Here is a 15,448-nt window from a genome sequence, read left to right as displayed (position 1 = left end):
GCAATCAGAGATCGCGCCATGGTGCGGCACGAAAAAATCAGTGGACCAAGCCCGGTGAACGCTTCAACGTCGACTGGGCAAGCTCTACGGGGCGCCGCCCCGCTCCCCGGAAAGGGGCGCACCCCTTTCATCCCCTTCAGTGAGATTTCCAAAGCACGACCACTCTTTAGCGGGAAATGCGGCAAAGCCCCATGACCCTTTTCACTCAAGAGCCTTGGCAAGCCTTTTGAGACTTGCCTCATCCGGCGGCAGACCAAAACGCAGCAGGGTGTCATCCCAGTCGAAACGGCGAACGAGAAGACCGGCTCGGGCAAGAATTTCCCAGATCTTCTGAGCGTGAGGCGAGCGATAGAGGCTGAACAGCGACGTTCCCCCCACGCATTCGAGGCCTGCCTGCGTCACCACCTTACGCAGGGCGGTCATTTCACGTTCCAGACGAGGAGCCATGGCCATGCGCCAGTCACGGTCGCAAAGGGCATCGCGACCAATATGACAGGCTGGCGTGCTGACAGGCCACGGCCCTATGGCGGCTCGCATGGCGTGAAGGACCGGATGCGAACCGAGCAAAAAGCCGATTCTCAACCCTGCCAGGCCATAAGCCTTACCGAAGGAACGACAGATGATGAGTCCCGGATGCGGCAGCAACGATGCGGCACTCTCGGGAGAAAAATCTGCAAAGGCTTCATCGACAACGATCATGCCGCCCAGCCGGGCATGGCTCTCTGCCAGAGACCCGATTTCGCCAAGGGTGAGGCGATGCCCGGTGGGGTTGTTCGGCGAACAAACCACGCTCACCATATGCTTGGCAGGCATGGCCAGAGCCGCCCCATGTGGGACATGATCGATTTCAAATCCGGCCTCACGCCAGGCGGCTTCATGACCGCTATAGGTCGGCCCGAGAATGCGAATGACCGACGGCGTGAAGTAACGCTGAAGAAAGACCGGCAGAAGGCCGATCAACATCTGCGTGCCGGCACCTACAAGAACGTGATCCGGACTGACGCCGTAAGCCTCTGCGGCGGCGAAGCGAAGAGCCTGTTCCTCCAGCGGGTCTGGCAGGCGCTGCATCAGGGAGGGTTCGAGGCTCGCCTGTGGATGAGCATGCGGATTGATGCCGGTCGACAGATCGACCCAGGGCGTGGGAGCCTCGGGAAAAAACCGCGCCAATTCGCTCAATCGACCACCATGCACCGGCCAGGGTGTCATGCTATGGTCCGCCTTCTCATGCAGCCCGGTCATTTCGTTTCATGTTCCTTTCCCTGACCCTTTGCGCCCTTCTGATCGAGGCGGCTTTCGGGTATCCGAACGCGATTTTTCGCCGGATCGGCCATCCGGTAACATGGATCGGGCGCCTGATCACGACGCTCGATCACTTACTCGGTGGAGAGAAATCCATTTTGCATGGGCGGGCCTGCGGACTACTCGCGCTTGGGCTGATCATTGCCCTGCCGGTAGGCATCACGATCGCGGCGCAGATTTTGCTGCATCATTTTATGCCACGAGGCCTCTGCCTCGCTCTAGAGGCCCTTTGTGCCAGCACGCTCATCGCCCAGCGTGCGCTTCATGATCATGTTCGTGCCGTGTTGACAGGATTGAGGCAGGGTGGCCTTGCGGGAGGGAGACGCGCCGTATCGCAGATTGTCGGGCGCGACCCGGAGACGCTCGACAATGCAGGGGTTGTACGCGCCGCCATCGAGAGTCTGTCCGAGAATTTCTCGGATGGCGTCGTTGCTCCGGTTTTCTGGCTGGCAGCGTTCGGACTGCCCGGAGCGGTCGCTTACAAGGCAATCAACACCGCTGACAGCATGATCGGCCATCTTTCGCCCCGCTATCGCGACTTCGGCAGGGCTGCGGCGCTTTGCGACGATTGCGTCAATATCCCGGCGTCACGCCTTACCGCATTATGGCTATGCCTCGCCGCCCTTTTACCAGGCGGCTCGGTCAGAGGTGCGATCGGGGCCATAAGACGTGACGCCGCGCGCCACCGCTCGCCGAACGCCGGATGGCCCGAAGCAGCCATGGCGGGAGCCCTCGCTTTGCGTCTGGCAGGCCCGAGACAGTATGATGGCGTTGTCGTTGCCGATTCCTGGATGGGGAATGGGAGAGACGACGCCGGGCAACAGGATCTCGCAAGGGCGTTGAGGCTGTATCGCCTCGGGTGTTTGATTCAGGCGATCTGTCTGCTGGGCCTGTTGACTGGAGTAAATATCTGATGTCCCCGGTATTCGACCAATCCTTTCGCGACCAGCTCGATACGCTTTTTGAGTGGCGTCGCGACGTTCGCCATTTCAGGCGCGATCCTGTACCTGAAACCGTCCTGGACCACATGCTGGCTCTGACCTGCACCACACCTTCGGTAGGACTCAGCCAGCCGTGGCGCTTCATGCGCGTGGACGACGAAACCAGACGGAACGCCGTCAGGGCGGAATTTGCCGAACGCAATGCAGAGGCGCTCAACGCACGCGACGAATCTGACAGCCAATCCTATGCACAGCTGAAACTGGCCGGCCTAGACCGGGCACCCCATCATATTGCTGTTTTTTGCGATCCCGATCCTGCACAAGGGCGTGGCCTCGGCCGCCTGACCATGCCAGAAACCGTCCAGTGGTCTGCTGTGATGGCCATCCACAGCTTCTGGCTCGCCGCGCAGGCACATAATGTCGGTATGGGCTGGGTATCGATTCTGGACCCCAACCATATGAACGCCCTGCTTGGCGCCGCGCCGGAATGGCGCTTCATGGCCTATCTCTGTATTGGCTATCCTGACGAGTCGCATGACACACCCGAACTCGAACGACGCGGCTGGGAACAACGCTCGTCGGAGAGACAACGCTGGATCCTGCGCTAAGTCTGCCATCGCATTGCGCCTGAGCCTCACCGAGCAAAGTGGCTTGCCATCTTTAATCCGGGAAAGGCAGTCCTTGCGCTGCACATGCCACCCAATCGACGAAAATCCGCACCGCTGCTGAACGCTGTCTTGCAGGATACGTGTAGGCAAGAATACTTCCCGATTCTGCTGACCAGTCGGGCAAAAGGAGTTTTATCCGGGGCTGCACGATGGGGTGGTCGTAAAGAAAACTCGGCATGACCGAAAACCCGAGACCGTCCATGACGCTCTCAAGCACCAGATTGATCGGCCCGAGAGACAGCCTCGAGTCAAACTGGATATTCCGCTCCGACACGCCGTCGCTGAAAATCCAGCCTGCCGATCCGATGTGATTGACATAGTCGATAAATGGCAGACGGTGCAGCGCTTCGAAATTGTCGACGGGACCCCACCGCTCCTGAAACTCTTTCCCAATGACAAGATGACGCTTGAAACTGCCGATCCGACGGACGTGCAGCGCGTGGTCATCGAAACTCCGTGTACGGATCGCCACGTCGAAAGATCTCATCCTGGCCTCTGAAACGTCATCAGCAAGGTTGAAACTGACACGACAGGCGGGATAACGCACCGCGAAAGCCTGCACCACCGGCAACACAACATAACGTCCGTAAGCGGCGTTTGCGAGCACACGCAACTCTCCTTGCGGTGAGGCGCCGTGGTACTGAGCGTCAAGGTAAGCCGTCTCAATCTCCGCAATCCCCGCATTGCATCGCTTGTAAAAGGCCTCTCCTGCCCGCGTCGGCAAAATCCGTTTTGACGTTCTCACCAAGAGACAGGTCTGCAATGACGCTTCCAGATCGCTGATCGACTTACTGATAACGCTTTTTGACACCCCAAGATTTCGGGCCGCTGCCGAAACAGATCCCACCTCAACCACTGACATAAAATACATCATCCCATTGAAATTAATCTTCTTTTTCATTTTTTCTCACAGTGGGCGTTCGTTAAAAACGAACGATGCGTTGCTAAAACTGGCCTTGTTTTTACACAGCATTTCAGCGAAGGTTAAGGAACGTAAAAATAAAACAACACCTATGTATGACATAATCATATTCGTTACATTACGTTAAAAAATTCTGAAGACGCTGGTAGCTAATGCAGCTTTTTCGAAGCCCTTATCAGAAAAATCGGCAAGCAATACATAATCAAGACCGGATATCGAAATGCATAACTTCAATACGCCAAGCGGCACGAAATATATGACAGAAAATTGCTGGAATTCTTCAGCAATTAGTTCTGAAATCATGCAAAATTCGCCTATGGCGCATCACGACTATTATGAGTCGAAGATGATTTTCGGTGACGATCTCTCCGCCGAAGCCCAGAGCGTCGTGAAAAATACATGCGTCGATAGTGACGATCTGAGCGAGGCCATTTCTTTTCTCAACTCCGATACCGAAATTTTGAACAAGTCGGCACAGCAAACTGTATCCGTCCGCGTTGTCTGGAATCTTCTCGAAAATGTAAGCCGGGTCTATCTCCCGAAGGTCGCGACATCGAGCGAGCAGGAAGCCGTCTGCCTTTCAGTCAAGGGGGACCCTTATTCTGTTCGTGAGAACGGTGTGATGCTCGATGCCCTGAATTACGTGCGTATGCTGTTTTCCGAACAGCCCAGAGCGCTGCCCGCCTACTGACACGCCTCCATACCACCGCTCAAAATACCAGCCTCAGCACAACGACAGCATTTGATCGATGGATAGATGGTCGTCGAGATGATCCGCCAACGCGTCCAGCGCTGAGAGAATCCGCTGCGTGTTATCAAAAGGATCTGACGTCCGACCGAACTGGGCCAGGACTGTCTCACGCGACGCCGCACTATCGAAGAGGCCATGAAGATAGGTCCCGCAGACCTGTCCATCTTCCGATTGCGCCCCGTCAGACCGACCATCGGAAAACCTGACGAGCGGGCGAGTCACCCCCGGCCCGAAACTCACACCTGCATGAATTTCATATCCCGAGACCGGCGCCTCTGAAGGAAGCAGACTGCCCTCGATTTGCCGCACAACCTTTGTTGGCATCAGTTCGGTCTCAATGTCCAGATAACCCAGACCCGTGCGCTGACTAGGGGCGCCCTCCAGACCGCCGGAGTCGGCAACACTGCGCCCGAGCATCTGATATCCGCCGCACAGACCCAGAATACGTCCACCACGACGATAATGTGCCCGAAGATCGACATCCCAGCCCTGAGCCCGGAAGAAATCCAGATCGGCTATTGTAGCTTTCGACCCCGGCAAAATCACCAAATCGCAGGGGGGCAACGCCTCGCCTGGCGTTACGAAAGCCAGCGACACTTCAGGCTCGGCGCGCAGAGAGTCGAGATCGTCAAAATTGGCGATCATGGGCATGAGCGGCACGACGATACGCAGCGCGCCGCTGCCCTGCCAGCCCGCAGCGAGATCCCCCGTATCTTCTGGCGGCAGCTCTTTCATGCGCCCGAAAAAAGGGACGAGCCCACAAGGTGCCCAGCCTGTTCTCTCTGCGATAAACCGCATCCCGTCATCGAACAGGCTGGGGTCGCCACGCATGCGATTGACGATGAACCCTTTGATACGCTCGTGGTCCGATGCAGGCAGTACAGTCTGCGTGCCGACAAGGCTCGCAATCACGCCGCCCCTGTCGATATCGCCGATCAGAATAACAGGCAGATCTGCCGCCTGGGCAAAACCCATATTGGCAATGTCGTTGCGCCTGAGATTAACCTCCGAGGCCGACCCGGCCCCTTCGACCAGCACGATGTCAGCCTCAGCCTGCAACAGGGAAAAACTCTCGAGCACGGCAGGCATGAGCAGGGGTTTGACCTCCTGATAAGCGCGTGCCTGCCTATGGCCCCATACCCTGCCCTGCACGATGATCTGTGACCCATGCTCAGATTGCGGTTTGAGCAGGACGGGGTTCATATGCACGCTCGGCGCTACACCGCAGGCCAGCGCCTGCAACGCCTGGGCACGGCCTATCTCGCCCCCATCAGCCGTCACGGCGGCATTGTTGGACATGTTCTGCGGCTTGAACGGTCGGACCTTCATCCCGCGTCGTGTCAGGGCGCGGGCCAGCCCCGCGACAAGCACCGACTTGCCGACATTGGACCCCGTTCCCTGAAACATCAGGGCGCGTGGTTTCAAAATTCGACTCCCTGCTGTGCCTTCACCCCGTCCTTGAAATGATGCTTCACCAGCGTCATTTCGGTCACGAGATCGGCAGCTTCGGTCAACCAGACAGGCGCGTTGCGCCCGGTGATCACCACATGCTGCTGTGGCGGGCGATTGCGCAGCCCCGCCATGACGGTCGCTTCGTCGAGATAGCCATAACGCAGGGCGATATTGAGCTCGTCGAGCACAACGAGCGCCACCTCCTCCTGCGCCAGAGCCACCAGAGCCTGCTCCCATGCACGGGCGCAAGCCGCGATATCGCGCGCGCGGTCCTGCGTCTCCCAGGTAAAACCCTCACCCAGCGCATGAAACTGCGCCAGATCCCCAAATCGCATCAGCGCCCGGCGCTCACCCGTATCCCAGGCCCCCTTGATGAACTGCACCACAACCACCTTGCGCTCATATCCCAGCATGCGCAGCGCCAACCCGAAAGCGGCTGTGGATTTGCCTTTTCCCGGCCCGGTATGAACGGCGAGCAGCCCTTTTTCGATCGTCTTTTCGGCCACCTCGCGATCCTGCACCGCCTTGCGATGCTGCATTTTCTCGCGATAGCGGGTGGTTTCGTCTTCTGCCGTCATTTCATCTCCAATGCGCAGCCTGCTGCGACAAACAACACGCGACGCGCCCCAAGGGCCAGTTTCTGATGCAGCAGTCCTGCTTCGTCCCTGAATCGCCGGGCCAGCGCATTATCGGGGACGATACCGAGCCCGACCTCGTTGCCAACGAGAACGGTCAGGGCCGTGCGCTGCCGCAACGCATCAAGCAGGCTTTCCGTCGCCGCTTCAATATCGTGTTCATCCAAAATTAAATTGGTCAGCCATAAGGTCAGGCAATCGATCAGAACCGGCTGAGATCCATGCAAGGCAGAAACCAGGTCGAGAGGGGCCTCGACCGTTTCCCATCCCGCCCCGCGCTGCGCACGGTGCAGGGCAATGCGCGCGCGCATCTCGTCATCCCAGGCGCGCCCCGTAGCGACATAACGCCAAGGCCCGGATTGCGCCGTGACCAGCGCCTCGGCATGTCGGCTCTTGCCCGAACGCGCACCACCCAGAACCAGAATGGAATTCATCACCCGCTTCCCCTTGCAGAACAGTGCTTATCCCAACAGAAAGGCGCTATGTCATCTTTCCACTCGCTCGATGCTCTGCATGCAGCCTGCACCACCCTCCCCATGGCCGATGGGGAGGCCGTATCACGGATACAGGCACGCGAGGCGGTTCTGACCAAGCCCGCAGGGAGCCTCGGTCGGCTGGAGGAACTGGTCGAGTGGTTCGGCGCGTGGCGCCCCTTGCAGATCGATCAGGTCGATCTCTGCATTTTTGCCGGCAATCACGGCGTTCTGGCCCAGAACGTTTCTTCATGGCCTGCCAGTGTAACCACCGCCATGGTCGATAATTTCACGCAGCAGGGTGCAGCCATCAACCAGCTGGCAAAAATCGCCGATGCACGTCTGCATATCGTGCCGATCGGCGAACTGGAGCCCAGCGCCGATTTTACGGTTCACCCGGCCCTGTCGCCCGAGGCCTTTCTTGCGGCCGTATCGACAGGATATGACGCCGTGCCCGACCGATGCGATCTACTGGCGCTTGGCGAGATGGGCGTTGGCAACACAACCGCAGCCGCAGCCCTCGCCGCTGCACTCTTTGGCCAGGACGGTTCGTACTGGGCGGGACGGGGCGCGGGTCTCGACGAAGCGGGCCTCACCAGAAAGGCACGCGCCATCGACAGGGCGCTCGCCTTGCACGGGCGCGCTCACAGCCCCCTTGATCTCGCCCGCATCTATGGCGGATGGGAGCTTGCCGCCCTGATGGGGGCTACTCTGGCGGCGCGGCACCGGCGCATACCGGTGCTACTGGACGGATTTGTGGTGACCGCCGCCGTTGCGCCGCTTGCCCTGCTCGACCCGACAGGGCTCGATCATACGCGCCTCGCACATCAATCACAGGAACAGGGGCACCGCCAGCTCGCCGGTTTTCTCGGCCTCGACCCCCTGCTCGACCTTCAGCTTCGCCTTGGCGAAGGGTCGGGCGCGGCTCTGGCCATCCCGCTTGTGCGGGCCGCACTCGCCTGTCACAACGATATGGCAAGTTTCAGCGATTTCGCGATCGACAATAAAAGCGAACGAATAATCAAAAAAGAGAGATGACTGACATACGCGCAGATCTAGCCGCAGGCTTGAGCCTGCTTACGCGCCTGCCGACGGGCTGGCTTTATTCGCCTCACGGTGACATCAACCTTGCCCGCTCCAGCTGGTGCTGGCCTCTCATCGGCGGTGCGATCGGCGCCCTGACCGGCGCCGTTCTGGTGCTCGGCATCACGCTCGGCATGCCTGCCATTGTCGCCACCGGCTGGGCGATCGTCGTGCAACTCGTTCTGACCGGCGCCCTGCATGAAGACGGCTTTGCAGATTGCGTCGATGGGCTCTTCGGGGGGCACACTCCCCAAAAGCGCCTGGAAATCATGCGAGACAGCCGTATCGGCAGCTATGGCGGGCTCGCGCTCAGCCTCGTGATGCTGCTGCGTGCGGGCACCATGAACACGCTCGCCGCCCAGCCACTGCATATCATCTCCATCCTCATGACAGCCGGCGCCTTTTCACGCCTGGCTCTCATGCTGCCCCTCCTGTGGCTGCGCCCCGCCCGCGCCGACGGGCTCGCCCACCAGCTGAGACACCTTCCCGCACGCTGTCTTCTGATCGCCATGTTGTTCACGGCGGTAATCGCCAGCTCGCTTTCCGTGCTGGGCGCCCTGTCGCTGTTTCTGGTCGCCTGCCTCGGCACGCTTGGCCTGTGCAGCGTCGCCTATCGCCTAATCGGCGGCTATACCGGCGATGTTCTTGGCGCAACCGCCATCATCGCCGAATTGCTGGTGCTGACAGGCGCAAGTCTCAAGGGTTTCGACGCATTGCCATTCTAAGAAACCCAAACGTTTCGGCCTCAACCGGGCAAGATCTGCTGGGCGCTGCCCCGCTCTCCGGAAAGGGGCGCACTCCTTTCATTCCTTTAAATTGGGTTTCCAAAGGGCGACTGCCCTTTGGCGGAGGATGGGGCAGAGCCCCATCACTGCGTCACCCTGCCGATGAAAGATCGATTGCTGCGATCACACCGTCATCGGTACCGAACACCATCACCCCACCGAGAGGCGAGAAGACGAGACCCGTCACCTTGCCGCGTTTGCCGAGGCAGATCGGCAGCACGCGCTCCGAGCCGAGCTCGGCGAGCAGCACCGAGCCATCTTCGAAACCGGCTGCGATGATGTCGTTCTTCGGATGGGCACAGACGGCAGAGCAGAAAACGCCGGGCAGGCGCGCTATCTCGGTGGGCGGCTTGCCCATGGGGCCACCACCGAAAAACGGCCAGAGCACGATCGCATCGGCGCCCGATGTCGCCAGCCAGCGACCGTTGCGCGTGAACGATAGCGAGGTGACACGCTTGGGATAACCACTCATGCGCATGTTATGGCCGTCAGACAGACGCCAGCCGTGCAGATCGTTTTCCTGCATGGCGGTCACGAGGGCTTCGCCACCCGGGTGAATGGCGATCGCCGTGTGGCTGCCTTTCCATTCGAGCGGACGCACCGTGTCGACTTTGGCGCCAATGAACCACATCGACACGCCGTTATAATGCGAGGCCGCGACGCGCTTGCCTTTGGCGTCGAACGCGATGCCGGTGACCGTCGAAGGGTGATCGAGGGTTTTCAGCGTGGTCTGACCGGTGGCGTCGCGAATTTCGAGCTGCTTGCCGACCGAAAACGCGATATTGGCCGTCGTGGTTGCCACGCAATCGACCCAGCGGCGCCCACGATGGAGCTCGGTAACGCTGCCGTCGGTTTCGGTGCGGCACAGTCGATTATCTTCGCCACCGCTCACGAAACCGGTCTTGCCCGTATCGGGAGCGAGGCAGAGAACGGCACCGTCATGAGCCTCGATGCGCTGCCAGGTCTCCGGGTGCTTGAGCCCTGCCACGGGGATTAGGAAGATCTCGCCCTCGACCGTGCCCAGCGCAAAGGTCTGACCGTCACGGGCACAGGCGACGTCAGTCACGGGCGAACCGATGGTCTTTTCCGCGCCACGCGTGGCAAGGAGTTCGGTCATCTCGTTCATGCGCGGCAGCTCTCGAAGCCACGACGAAGCTGCGGACGGTTGAGGTCGCGCCCGATAAACACGATACGGGACTCCTTGCTGTCCCCTTCCTTGCCTTTGCCGATGTAATCGCCGTCAGCCATCATATGCACGGCCTGAAACGCAAAGCGCTCCTCCTGACCGGCAAAATGCAGGATACCCTTCGAACGCAGAATATCGGCCCCACGCTCCTGAAGCAGCGCACCGATCCAGGCCTGAAAGCGCGGCTCGTCGAGCGGTTCTGACACGGAGAAGGACATGCTGGTCACGCCCTCCTCATGCGAATGCTCGGTGTTTTCAAGGAAATCGGGCATGGTCTCCAGCGCGCGCTCAAGATCGAACCCGCCCTGATCGAGCACATTGCTCAGCGCAACCGCACTATGACAGGCGCGATGGATCTGCACGCTGACATTGATCCCACGCAGACGGGCCTCAATGGCCTCGAGACCGGCCTCATCGACGAGATCGGTCTTGTTGAGAATGATCACATCCGCGAACGCCACCTGACTGACGGCTTCGGGGCTCTCATCGAGAGTCTGCATGACGTTATAGGCGTCAACGACAGTCACGACTGCATCCAGCCGGGACTTTTCGCGCAGGTTCTCATCGACGAAAAAGGTCTGGGCGACAGGCGCCGGATCGGCGAGGCCTGTGGTCTCGACAATGATGCCATCGAACTTGCCGCGACGGCGCAGCAGACTGCCCAGAATACGGATCAGATCGCCACGGACCGTGCAGCAGATGCAGCCGTTATTGGTCTCGAAAACCTCTTCATCCGCATCGACGACCAGATCGCCATCGACGCCAAGCTCACCGAATTCATTGACGAGCACGGCATATTTGCGTCCGTGCTCAGTGGCAAGAATATGGTTGAGCAACGTGGTTTTCCCAGCGCCGAGAAAGCCTGTGAGAACGGTGACGGGGATCTTGGTCTCTGACATCGGCACTCCGGGTGCTAGCGAGGGGTTGCTTTGGGCTCAGCATATAGGGTGGCAGACGAGGGAGGAACAGAGGTGTCTGCCACTGCAACGCCTGATCCTAATGCGCCATTGTGATTTGCAGGTCATCTTTATCGAACAGCATCATGATACCCCACGCGTACCATGGCGTATCGCCTGGAGCACTCCGTGATTGGCGGTGATACGTTCCGGGAGGGAGCGCATCGGATGAAAGTAACCGTGTCTCCGGACCGACGGTCATCTGCATTTTCGGTTCGTGACTCAACCCGGAGTGCCAGCTTTCCTGCCGCATAACCATGATCTGATGCCGGATCGACAAGTCGTGCAAAAGTGGGTCAACGCGAAAGCCCATCAGGATAATCACTGCTATTGGGAGCAGCCATCTGCGGACGTTCCAGGCCTGATGCCCCAAAGCTGTCGAGAAAACTGCAATCGCAAGAAAGATCATTCCCTGACGAAGAGTTGCATGCCTCTCACAGCAGAGATTACCAAATTGATGAAAAGCCAAAACGATCGCAATAAAAGCACCCAAGAGTAAAGCTGCAGCCCATAACAAAGCAGGTAGACGCTGAGTACGGCTCTCGCCAAGCAGTCCCCCCAGAGACAGAAGCAAACACAGCTTTACGAGTGCGGCGAGCCAGAGTGGCATGCCCTGAATACCGAGCAACTCCCGTCCGAAGCTGGGAACCGCGGCAATCGCGCTGGGGATCCAGTGCCCCGCCAGGTGGGAACCAGCATCCATGATCTCTCGATCAACCTGGACACGATGGATCTGAACAATGAGGCAAACCGCTAATGCAGCTAGCGCAGGGAGAACCAGTGCGATGATACTGGAGCGCGTTTCTCCCTTGATCAGCAATCCAACAGTCCGCAGTCCGGTGTAAAGCAGCACGGTGACGGCACCAATCTCTGAGCAGAAAGCGGCAATCAGCAGGGATATCGATAACAGAACCGAAAGAGATCGTCCGGTTGAGCGCTGCAATACTGAGGCTGCGGCAAACGCCGCCCAGCAGGGGAGATAAACGTCTGCCCCTGTGGGCCAAAAAAACATTTCCCCGGGTTTTGCCATGAGAAGAACGAGAGCGAACCATAAAATCGCCAGACAAAGAGGCCGCCTTATCCCAGCGAGCCAGCTACACAGGGCTAGCCCCAGATAGGCCCCCCCCCAGAGAACGCATAGGAATGACCCGATCAAAGGACGGTTGAAGATGCTGACGAGGGAAAAATACCCATAATTGATCAACTCTGCGACGGGTCTCGGGCTCCACCCGAACATACGATCCACAAAGCCCTTCAAACCAGCCGTCTTAGCAAGGCCGGTCATGATATAATCATCAGCTTGCCAATGCCCCGCTGGCAGCAGATAGGCATGGAAAAGAAACGCAATCCAGGCAAGTAATGAAGATATCGTAATGGGATCGGCGAGCCACGCAAGCCGATGTCGATTCCTCTGCCCGATCTCAACCTCTTGTAAGGTATTCTCTGTTGTATTGGGATTAGTCATGAAACATGGCTGCGCTTCCTCAGCATATTCTTTCTCTCTGACGGATAATTTCTGACGCTTCGATACGCGCTCTTTCGCCCTTCGGACTCACAATCGGAATGACCTTGAGCAAAATATTTAAAATATCACCGAACGGTTTGTTTTCAGGCAATCCCTCGCGCACCCACACACTACATCATTTGTCATTATAAAAGAGCACAGTGTATTTTTTCTCCATCGAGGCTAAAAAAATGGCGCTCGAAAAAAATCGTAGCTTCGTAATGTCTTTCGCCGGCAATATCGGGTATTTTGTGCCACGCTATCGATACCCTACACATGCTGGCACGGATGCTGCTCGCATTCTCTTTCTCGAAAGGCATCGCAATGAGCAGCAGTCAGCCGGGCACCAACGCCCCTCTAGAAAAACCCGCCGATAGCCCGCGGATCCCGAGCGTACATCTGAGTGATCCCCAAACATTAACCGCGACACCTGTCATCTCTATTGTTGTGCCCTGTCATAACGAAGAAGCTAATCTTGCAGCTCTATACGATAGATTACGAGCCGTGCTTGATACGACAGCACTGAGTTGGGAGATTGTTTGCATCAACGACGGAAGCCGTGATCAGACACTTCCTATGCTCGTGGATTTGCATCGACGCGACCCTAGGGTTCGGGTAGCGGATCTTTCCCGCAATTTTGGCAAAGAAGCCGCAATGACTGCCGGGCTCGACATGGCCATGGGCCAGGCCGTCATCCCGCTGGATGCCGATCTTCAGGATCCACCGGAGATCATTCCGGCGCTCATCGACAAGTGGCGCGAAGGCTTCGAGGTCGTCAACGCGTTGCGCGAGGCTAGGGATGGCGAAGGTTGGATTAAAAGGGGCACTGCTCATCTTTTCTATCGCATCATTAACCACTTGAGTGATGTTCCTATCCCCCGCGACACAGGGGATTTTCGCCTTCTTTCAAAGCCTGCGATCGATGCCCTGCGACAGATGCCTGAACGGCGGCGCTTCATGAAGGGCATGTTCGTATGGGTTGGTTTTCGCACAGCGACCATCACTTATCGCCGGGCCGGTCGTTATGCCGGAAAGACCAGTTGGAATTACTGGCGCCTATGGAACTTCGCGATCGAAGGCATTACGTCGTTCAGCCAAGTGCCTTTGCGCTTAGCTTCTTATATCGGATTGGCCACTGCAATCCTCTCGATTCTATATGGTGCATTCGTCATGTTTCGCACCTTGCTGGTAGGCAACCCTGTGAATGGTTATCCGTCCATCATTGTGGCCATATTATTCCTCGGTGGCGTGCAGCTAATCGCACTCGGTGTGATAGGGGAATACATCGGTCGCATTTACGAAGAAACAAAGAGCCGCCCGATCTACATCCTACGCAGAAGCTGGCCAGCTCCCGAGCGTTGAACAAACGACCTGGTGTCGGAGGGGATCTCCAAAAGCTTCTGCCCCGTCCCTCTCAAAGCTGTCTGCCAATGTCAGGTTGACCATCAGCATCCAGAGCCGGAGTTATCAGTCAACGGCTTTCTAGACAGGCTCTGAGGCGACAGCCTCGGCAAGCCCCACACCGAGCAGCATGAACGCCCAGCCACCGAGCGGGAGATTGAGAAAATCGCTGGCAGAGGCCAACGGCCATTCCTGCACGAAAAAAGCGGCAAACAGCCCGATGCGCCAGGCATGATGCGCGCCCTGCACGGGCCAGAGCGCCCGCAGACAGGCAAAAACCAGTCCTCCGAAGAGGAACAGCCCTGGCAGACCGGCATTGGTTAAGGCCTGAAGGTAGTGATTATGCGCATGCTGCACGCATATGTTCGTCCCCCCCCCATCTTGCGCGGAGCTCAACCAGAAAAGCCCGTGCTGATAGGCAGGATTGGCGCAGGCATGGCGAAACGCGTCGTAACCGAGCCCGGTGACGGGATGAGCCTGTGCCATGACGACCGCGCGGGTGAAAACCAGACCGTAATGCGACTGCCAGAAATGGGAGAGCTGCTGCGCTGCGAGAATGATGAGATGATGGAAGGCCTGAGGCGCAAGAAGACGCGCCAGAAGCACCAGCACCGGCAGGCTGCACAAGGCCGCCAGCGCGGCGGGGCGCAGAGGGCGATAGAACAGTGCGCAGACGGCCATGCCCAGAATCGTCAGCGCCATCGGGATACGTTGTCCGGCAAGAACCATCAGCCCAACCACACCGATAGCCAGAAGGCTCATGGCCAGAAAGCCGCGCAACTTTGCAGCGCGATCGGGTGTCACCCCGTTTTTGCCAGCATGGGCAACCAGCCACGCGCAGCCCAGCATCATGACCGGCAGAACGAGGCGCGAAAAGGGCGCCGCAGCGCGCGGATGAGCATAGGGGCCGGTCAGCGTGCCATCGAAATAACGTGGATAGCCGAACAGGTTATGACCGAACACCGCCTGAACGACGAATTGCATCACGAAATAGAGACAGCACGCGACCAGCATCCAGGCCATGCTGCGGCGCGCCTTGTCCGTCGATAGCGTCCAGACCTGCAACGCAGCAGCCATAAGCGGAAAGCGGATGGCCAGCACGGCCTGTGTCAGCGCCTGGGATGAGCCCAGCCCGATGTGGGGCAATGAACATACGATCTGCCATCCCCACCAGAGCAGGGCCACACGCACCCAGAACTGACGCGCCCAGCCCCAGCCCAGCCCCAATGCGGAGCGCGCCAACAGGCCAAGCGCAAGCAGATCCATCATGATCTCCGAAAAGATCCGGCCATGGGTCAGGAACACCGGCAATAGCAGCGTCATCCCGAGGCCGAGACGATCAAGCACAGGCATAAAACGATCGGTTCTGGTCATGAAAATGGTGATGCCTCG

General features: G+C 58.5%; 15 protein-coding genes. 6 read left to right on the top strand and 9 right to left on the bottom strand.

What is annotated here, in order from left to right; genetic code table 11:
• Positions 1-201 precede the first annotated feature (201 nt).
• Positions 202-1,239, bottom strand: a complete 1,038-nt coding sequence (gene cobD / locus ABHV46_RS09950) for a threonine-phosphate decarboxylase CobD (RefSeq protein WP_438381321.1) — start codon at positions 1,237-1,239, stop codon at positions 202-204.
• Positions 1,240-1,247: 8 nt separating this feature from the next.
• On the opposite strand from cobD, the gene cbiB reads away from it, so the two are divergent.
• Together cbiB and bluB are read left to right on the top strand one after the other, a co-directional pair.
• Entirely contained in the window at positions 1,248-2,213 is a 966-nt protein-coding gene (gene cbiB / locus ABHV46_RS09945) for an adenosylcobinamide-phosphate synthase CbiB (RefSeq protein WP_438381320.1), read from the top strand.
• Positions 2,210-2,848, top strand: coding sequence for a 5,6-dimethylbenzimidazole synthase (bluB, locus tag ABHV46_RS09940; RefSeq protein ID WP_336946134.1), 639 nt, complete (start codon positions 2,210-2,212; stop codon positions 2,846-2,848). The genes cbiB and bluB overlap by 4 nt, the downstream gene beginning before the upstream one ends.
• Before the next feature lie 52 nt (positions 2,849-2,900).
• Here the strand turns inward: bluB and ABHV46_RS09935 are convergent, their stop codons facing one another.
• Positions 2,901-3,809 (bottom strand): LysR family transcriptional regulator, encoded by a 909-nt coding sequence (locus tag ABHV46_RS09935; RefSeq protein WP_438381319.1) that lies wholly within the window; start codon positions 3,807-3,809, stop codon positions 2,901-2,903.
• A 322-nt stretch (positions 3,810-4,131) separates the two neighbouring features.
• Here ABHV46_RS09935 and ABHV46_RS09930 point away from each other — a divergent pair, with 322 nt between their 5' ends.
• Positions 4,132-4,521: a hypothetical protein gene (locus tag ABHV46_RS09930; RefSeq protein WP_438381318.1), complete on the top strand. Its 390-nt coding sequence runs from the start codon at positions 4,132-4,134 to the stop codon at positions 4,519-4,521.
• A 33-nt stretch (positions 4,522-4,554) separates the two neighbouring features.
• Here ABHV46_RS09930 and ABHV46_RS09925 read toward each other — a convergent pair whose 3' ends face one another.
• The 3 genes from ABHV46_RS09925 to cobU are packed head-to-tail and all read right to left on the bottom strand — an operon-like array spanning position 4,555 to position 7,102.
• Complete coding sequence (locus ABHV46_RS09925; protein WP_438384350.1) at positions 4,555-5,988, bottom strand: cobyric acid synthase; 1,434 nt, start codon at positions 5,986-5,988, stop codon at positions 4,555-4,557.
• Between the two features lie 14 nt (positions 5,989-6,002).
• Positions 6,003-6,611, bottom strand: a complete 609-nt coding sequence (cobO, locus tag ABHV46_RS09920; protein WP_438381317.1) for a cob(I)yrinic acid a,c-diamide adenosyltransferase — start codon at positions 6,609-6,611, stop codon at positions 6,003-6,005.
• Positions 6,608-7,102 carry a bifunctional adenosylcobinamide kinase/adenosylcobinamide-phosphate guanylyltransferase gene (cobU, locus tag ABHV46_RS09915; RefSeq protein WP_438381316.1) on the bottom strand — a complete coding sequence of 165 codons (495 nt, stop codon included), beginning with the start codon at positions 7,100-7,102 and terminating at the stop codon, positions 6,608-6,610. Before cobU ends, cobO begins: the two co-directional genes overlap by 4 nt.
• Before the next feature lie 48 nt (positions 7,103-7,150).
• Between cobU and cobT the strand changes: the two genes are divergently transcribed.
• Complete coding sequence (gene cobT, locus ABHV46_RS09910; protein WP_438381315.1) at positions 7,151-8,179, top strand: nicotinate-nucleotide--dimethylbenzimidazole phosphoribosyltransferase; 1,029 nt, start codon at positions 7,151-7,153, stop codon at positions 8,177-8,179.
• On the top strand, positions 8,176-8,949 hold the full coding sequence (locus tag ABHV46_RS09905) for an adenosylcobinamide-GDP ribazoletransferase (RefSeq protein WP_438381314.1): 774 nt from the start codon (positions 8,176-8,178) through the stop codon (positions 8,947-8,949). Before cobT ends, ABHV46_RS09905 begins: the two co-directional genes overlap by 4 nt.
• A gap of 151 nt (positions 8,950-9,100) precedes the next feature.
• Here ABHV46_RS09905 and ABHV46_RS09900 read toward each other — a convergent pair whose 3' ends face one another.
• From ABHV46_RS09900 to ABHV46_RS09890, 3 genes are all read right to left on the bottom strand, one after another.
• Positions 9,101-10,126 (bottom strand): WD40 repeat domain-containing protein, encoded by a 1,026-nt coding sequence (locus ABHV46_RS09900; RefSeq protein ID WP_438384348.1) that lies wholly within the window; start codon positions 10,124-10,126, stop codon positions 9,101-9,103.
• 5 nt (positions 10,127-10,131) lie between these two features.
• A complete protein-coding gene (locus tag ABHV46_RS09895) occupies positions 10,132-11,094 on the bottom strand; it encodes a CobW family GTP-binding protein (protein ID WP_438381312.1) in 963 nt (320 codons plus the stop codon).
• A 97-nt stretch (positions 11,095-11,191) separates the two neighbouring features.
• Positions 11,192-12,616, bottom strand: coding sequence for a hypothetical protein (locus ABHV46_RS09890; RefSeq protein ID WP_438381311.1), 1,425 nt, complete (start codon positions 12,614-12,616; stop codon positions 11,192-11,194).
• Between the two features lie 315 nt (positions 12,617-12,931).
• Between ABHV46_RS09890 and ABHV46_RS09885 the strand changes: the two genes are divergently transcribed.
• Entirely contained in the window at positions 12,932-14,017 is a 1,086-nt protein-coding gene (locus ABHV46_RS09885) for a glycosyltransferase family 2 protein (protein WP_438381310.1), read from the top strand.
• Positions 14,018-14,137: 120 nt separating this feature from the next.
• Here the strand turns inward: ABHV46_RS09885 and ABHV46_RS09880 are convergent, their stop codons facing one another.
• Positions 14,138-15,430, bottom strand: coding sequence for an O-antigen ligase family protein (locus ABHV46_RS09880; RefSeq protein WP_438381309.1), 1,293 nt, complete (start codon positions 15,428-15,430; stop codon positions 14,138-14,140).
• Positions 15,431-15,448: the final 18 nt, after the last annotated feature.

The sequence above is a fragment of the Asaia sp. BMEF1 genome (genome assembly GCF_051628905.1).
Taxonomy (GTDB): Bacteria; Pseudomonadota; Alphaproteobacteria; order Acetobacterales; family Acetobacteraceae; genus Asaia.
This window is presented reverse-complemented; position numbering and strand designations above follow the sequence as displayed.

What these genes read in the sequence shown, in the direction of transcription:
- cobD (WP_438381321.1), bottom strand. Translation starts at nt 1,239, where the DNA reads ATGACCGGGCTGCATGAGAAGGCGGACCATAGCATGACACCCTGGCCG.
- cbiB (WP_438381320.1), top strand. Translation starts at nt 1,248, where the DNA reads ATGTTCCTTTCCCTGACCCTTTGCGCCCTTCTGATCGAGGCGGCTTTC.
- cobO (WP_438381317.1), bottom strand. Translation starts at nt 6,611, where the DNA reads ATGACGGCAGAAGACGAAACCACCCGCTATCGCGAGAAAATGCAGCAT.
- ABHV46_RS09890 (WP_438381311.1), bottom strand. Translation starts at nt 12,616, where the DNA reads ATGACTAATCCCAATACAACAGAGAATACCTTACAAGAGGTTGAGATC.
- cobU (WP_438381316.1), bottom strand. Translation starts at nt 7,102, where the DNA reads ATGAATTCCATTCTGGTTCTGGGTGGTGCGCGTTCGGGCAAGAGCCGA.
- ABHV46_RS09930 (WP_438381318.1), top strand. Translation starts at nt 4,132, where the DNA reads ATGCAAAATTCGCCTATGGCGCATCACGACTATTATGAGTCGAAGATG.
- ABHV46_RS09895 (WP_438381312.1), bottom strand. Translation starts at nt 11,094, where the DNA reads ATGTCAGAGACCAAGATCCCCGTCACCGTTCTCACAGGCTTTCTCGGC.
- ABHV46_RS09885 (WP_438381310.1), top strand. Translation starts at nt 12,932, where the DNA reads ATGCTGGCACGGATGCTGCTCGCATTCTCTTTCTCGAAAGGCATCGCA.
- ABHV46_RS09935 (WP_438381319.1), bottom strand. Translation starts at nt 3,809, where the DNA reads ATGAAAAAGAAGATTAATTTCAATGGGATGATGTATTTTATGTCAGTG.
- ABHV46_RS09880 (WP_438381309.1), bottom strand. Translation starts at nt 15,430, where the DNA reads ATGACCAGAACCGATCGTTTTATGCCTGTGCTTGATCGTCTCGGCCTC.
- cobT (WP_438381315.1), top strand. Translation starts at nt 7,151, where the DNA reads ATGTCATCTTTCCACTCGCTCGATGCTCTGCATGCAGCCTGCACCACC.
- ABHV46_RS09925 (WP_438384350.1), bottom strand. Translation starts at nt 5,988, where the DNA reads ATGTTTCAGGGAACGGGGTCCAATGTCGGCAAGTCGGTGCTTGTCGCG.
- ABHV46_RS09900 (WP_438384348.1), bottom strand. Translation starts at nt 10,126, where the DNA reads ATGACCGAACTCCTTGCCACGCGTGGCGCGGAAAAGACCATCGGTTCG.
- ABHV46_RS09905 (WP_438381314.1), top strand. Translation starts at nt 8,176, where the DNA reads ATGACTGACATACGCGCAGATCTAGCCGCAGGCTTGAGCCTGCTTACG.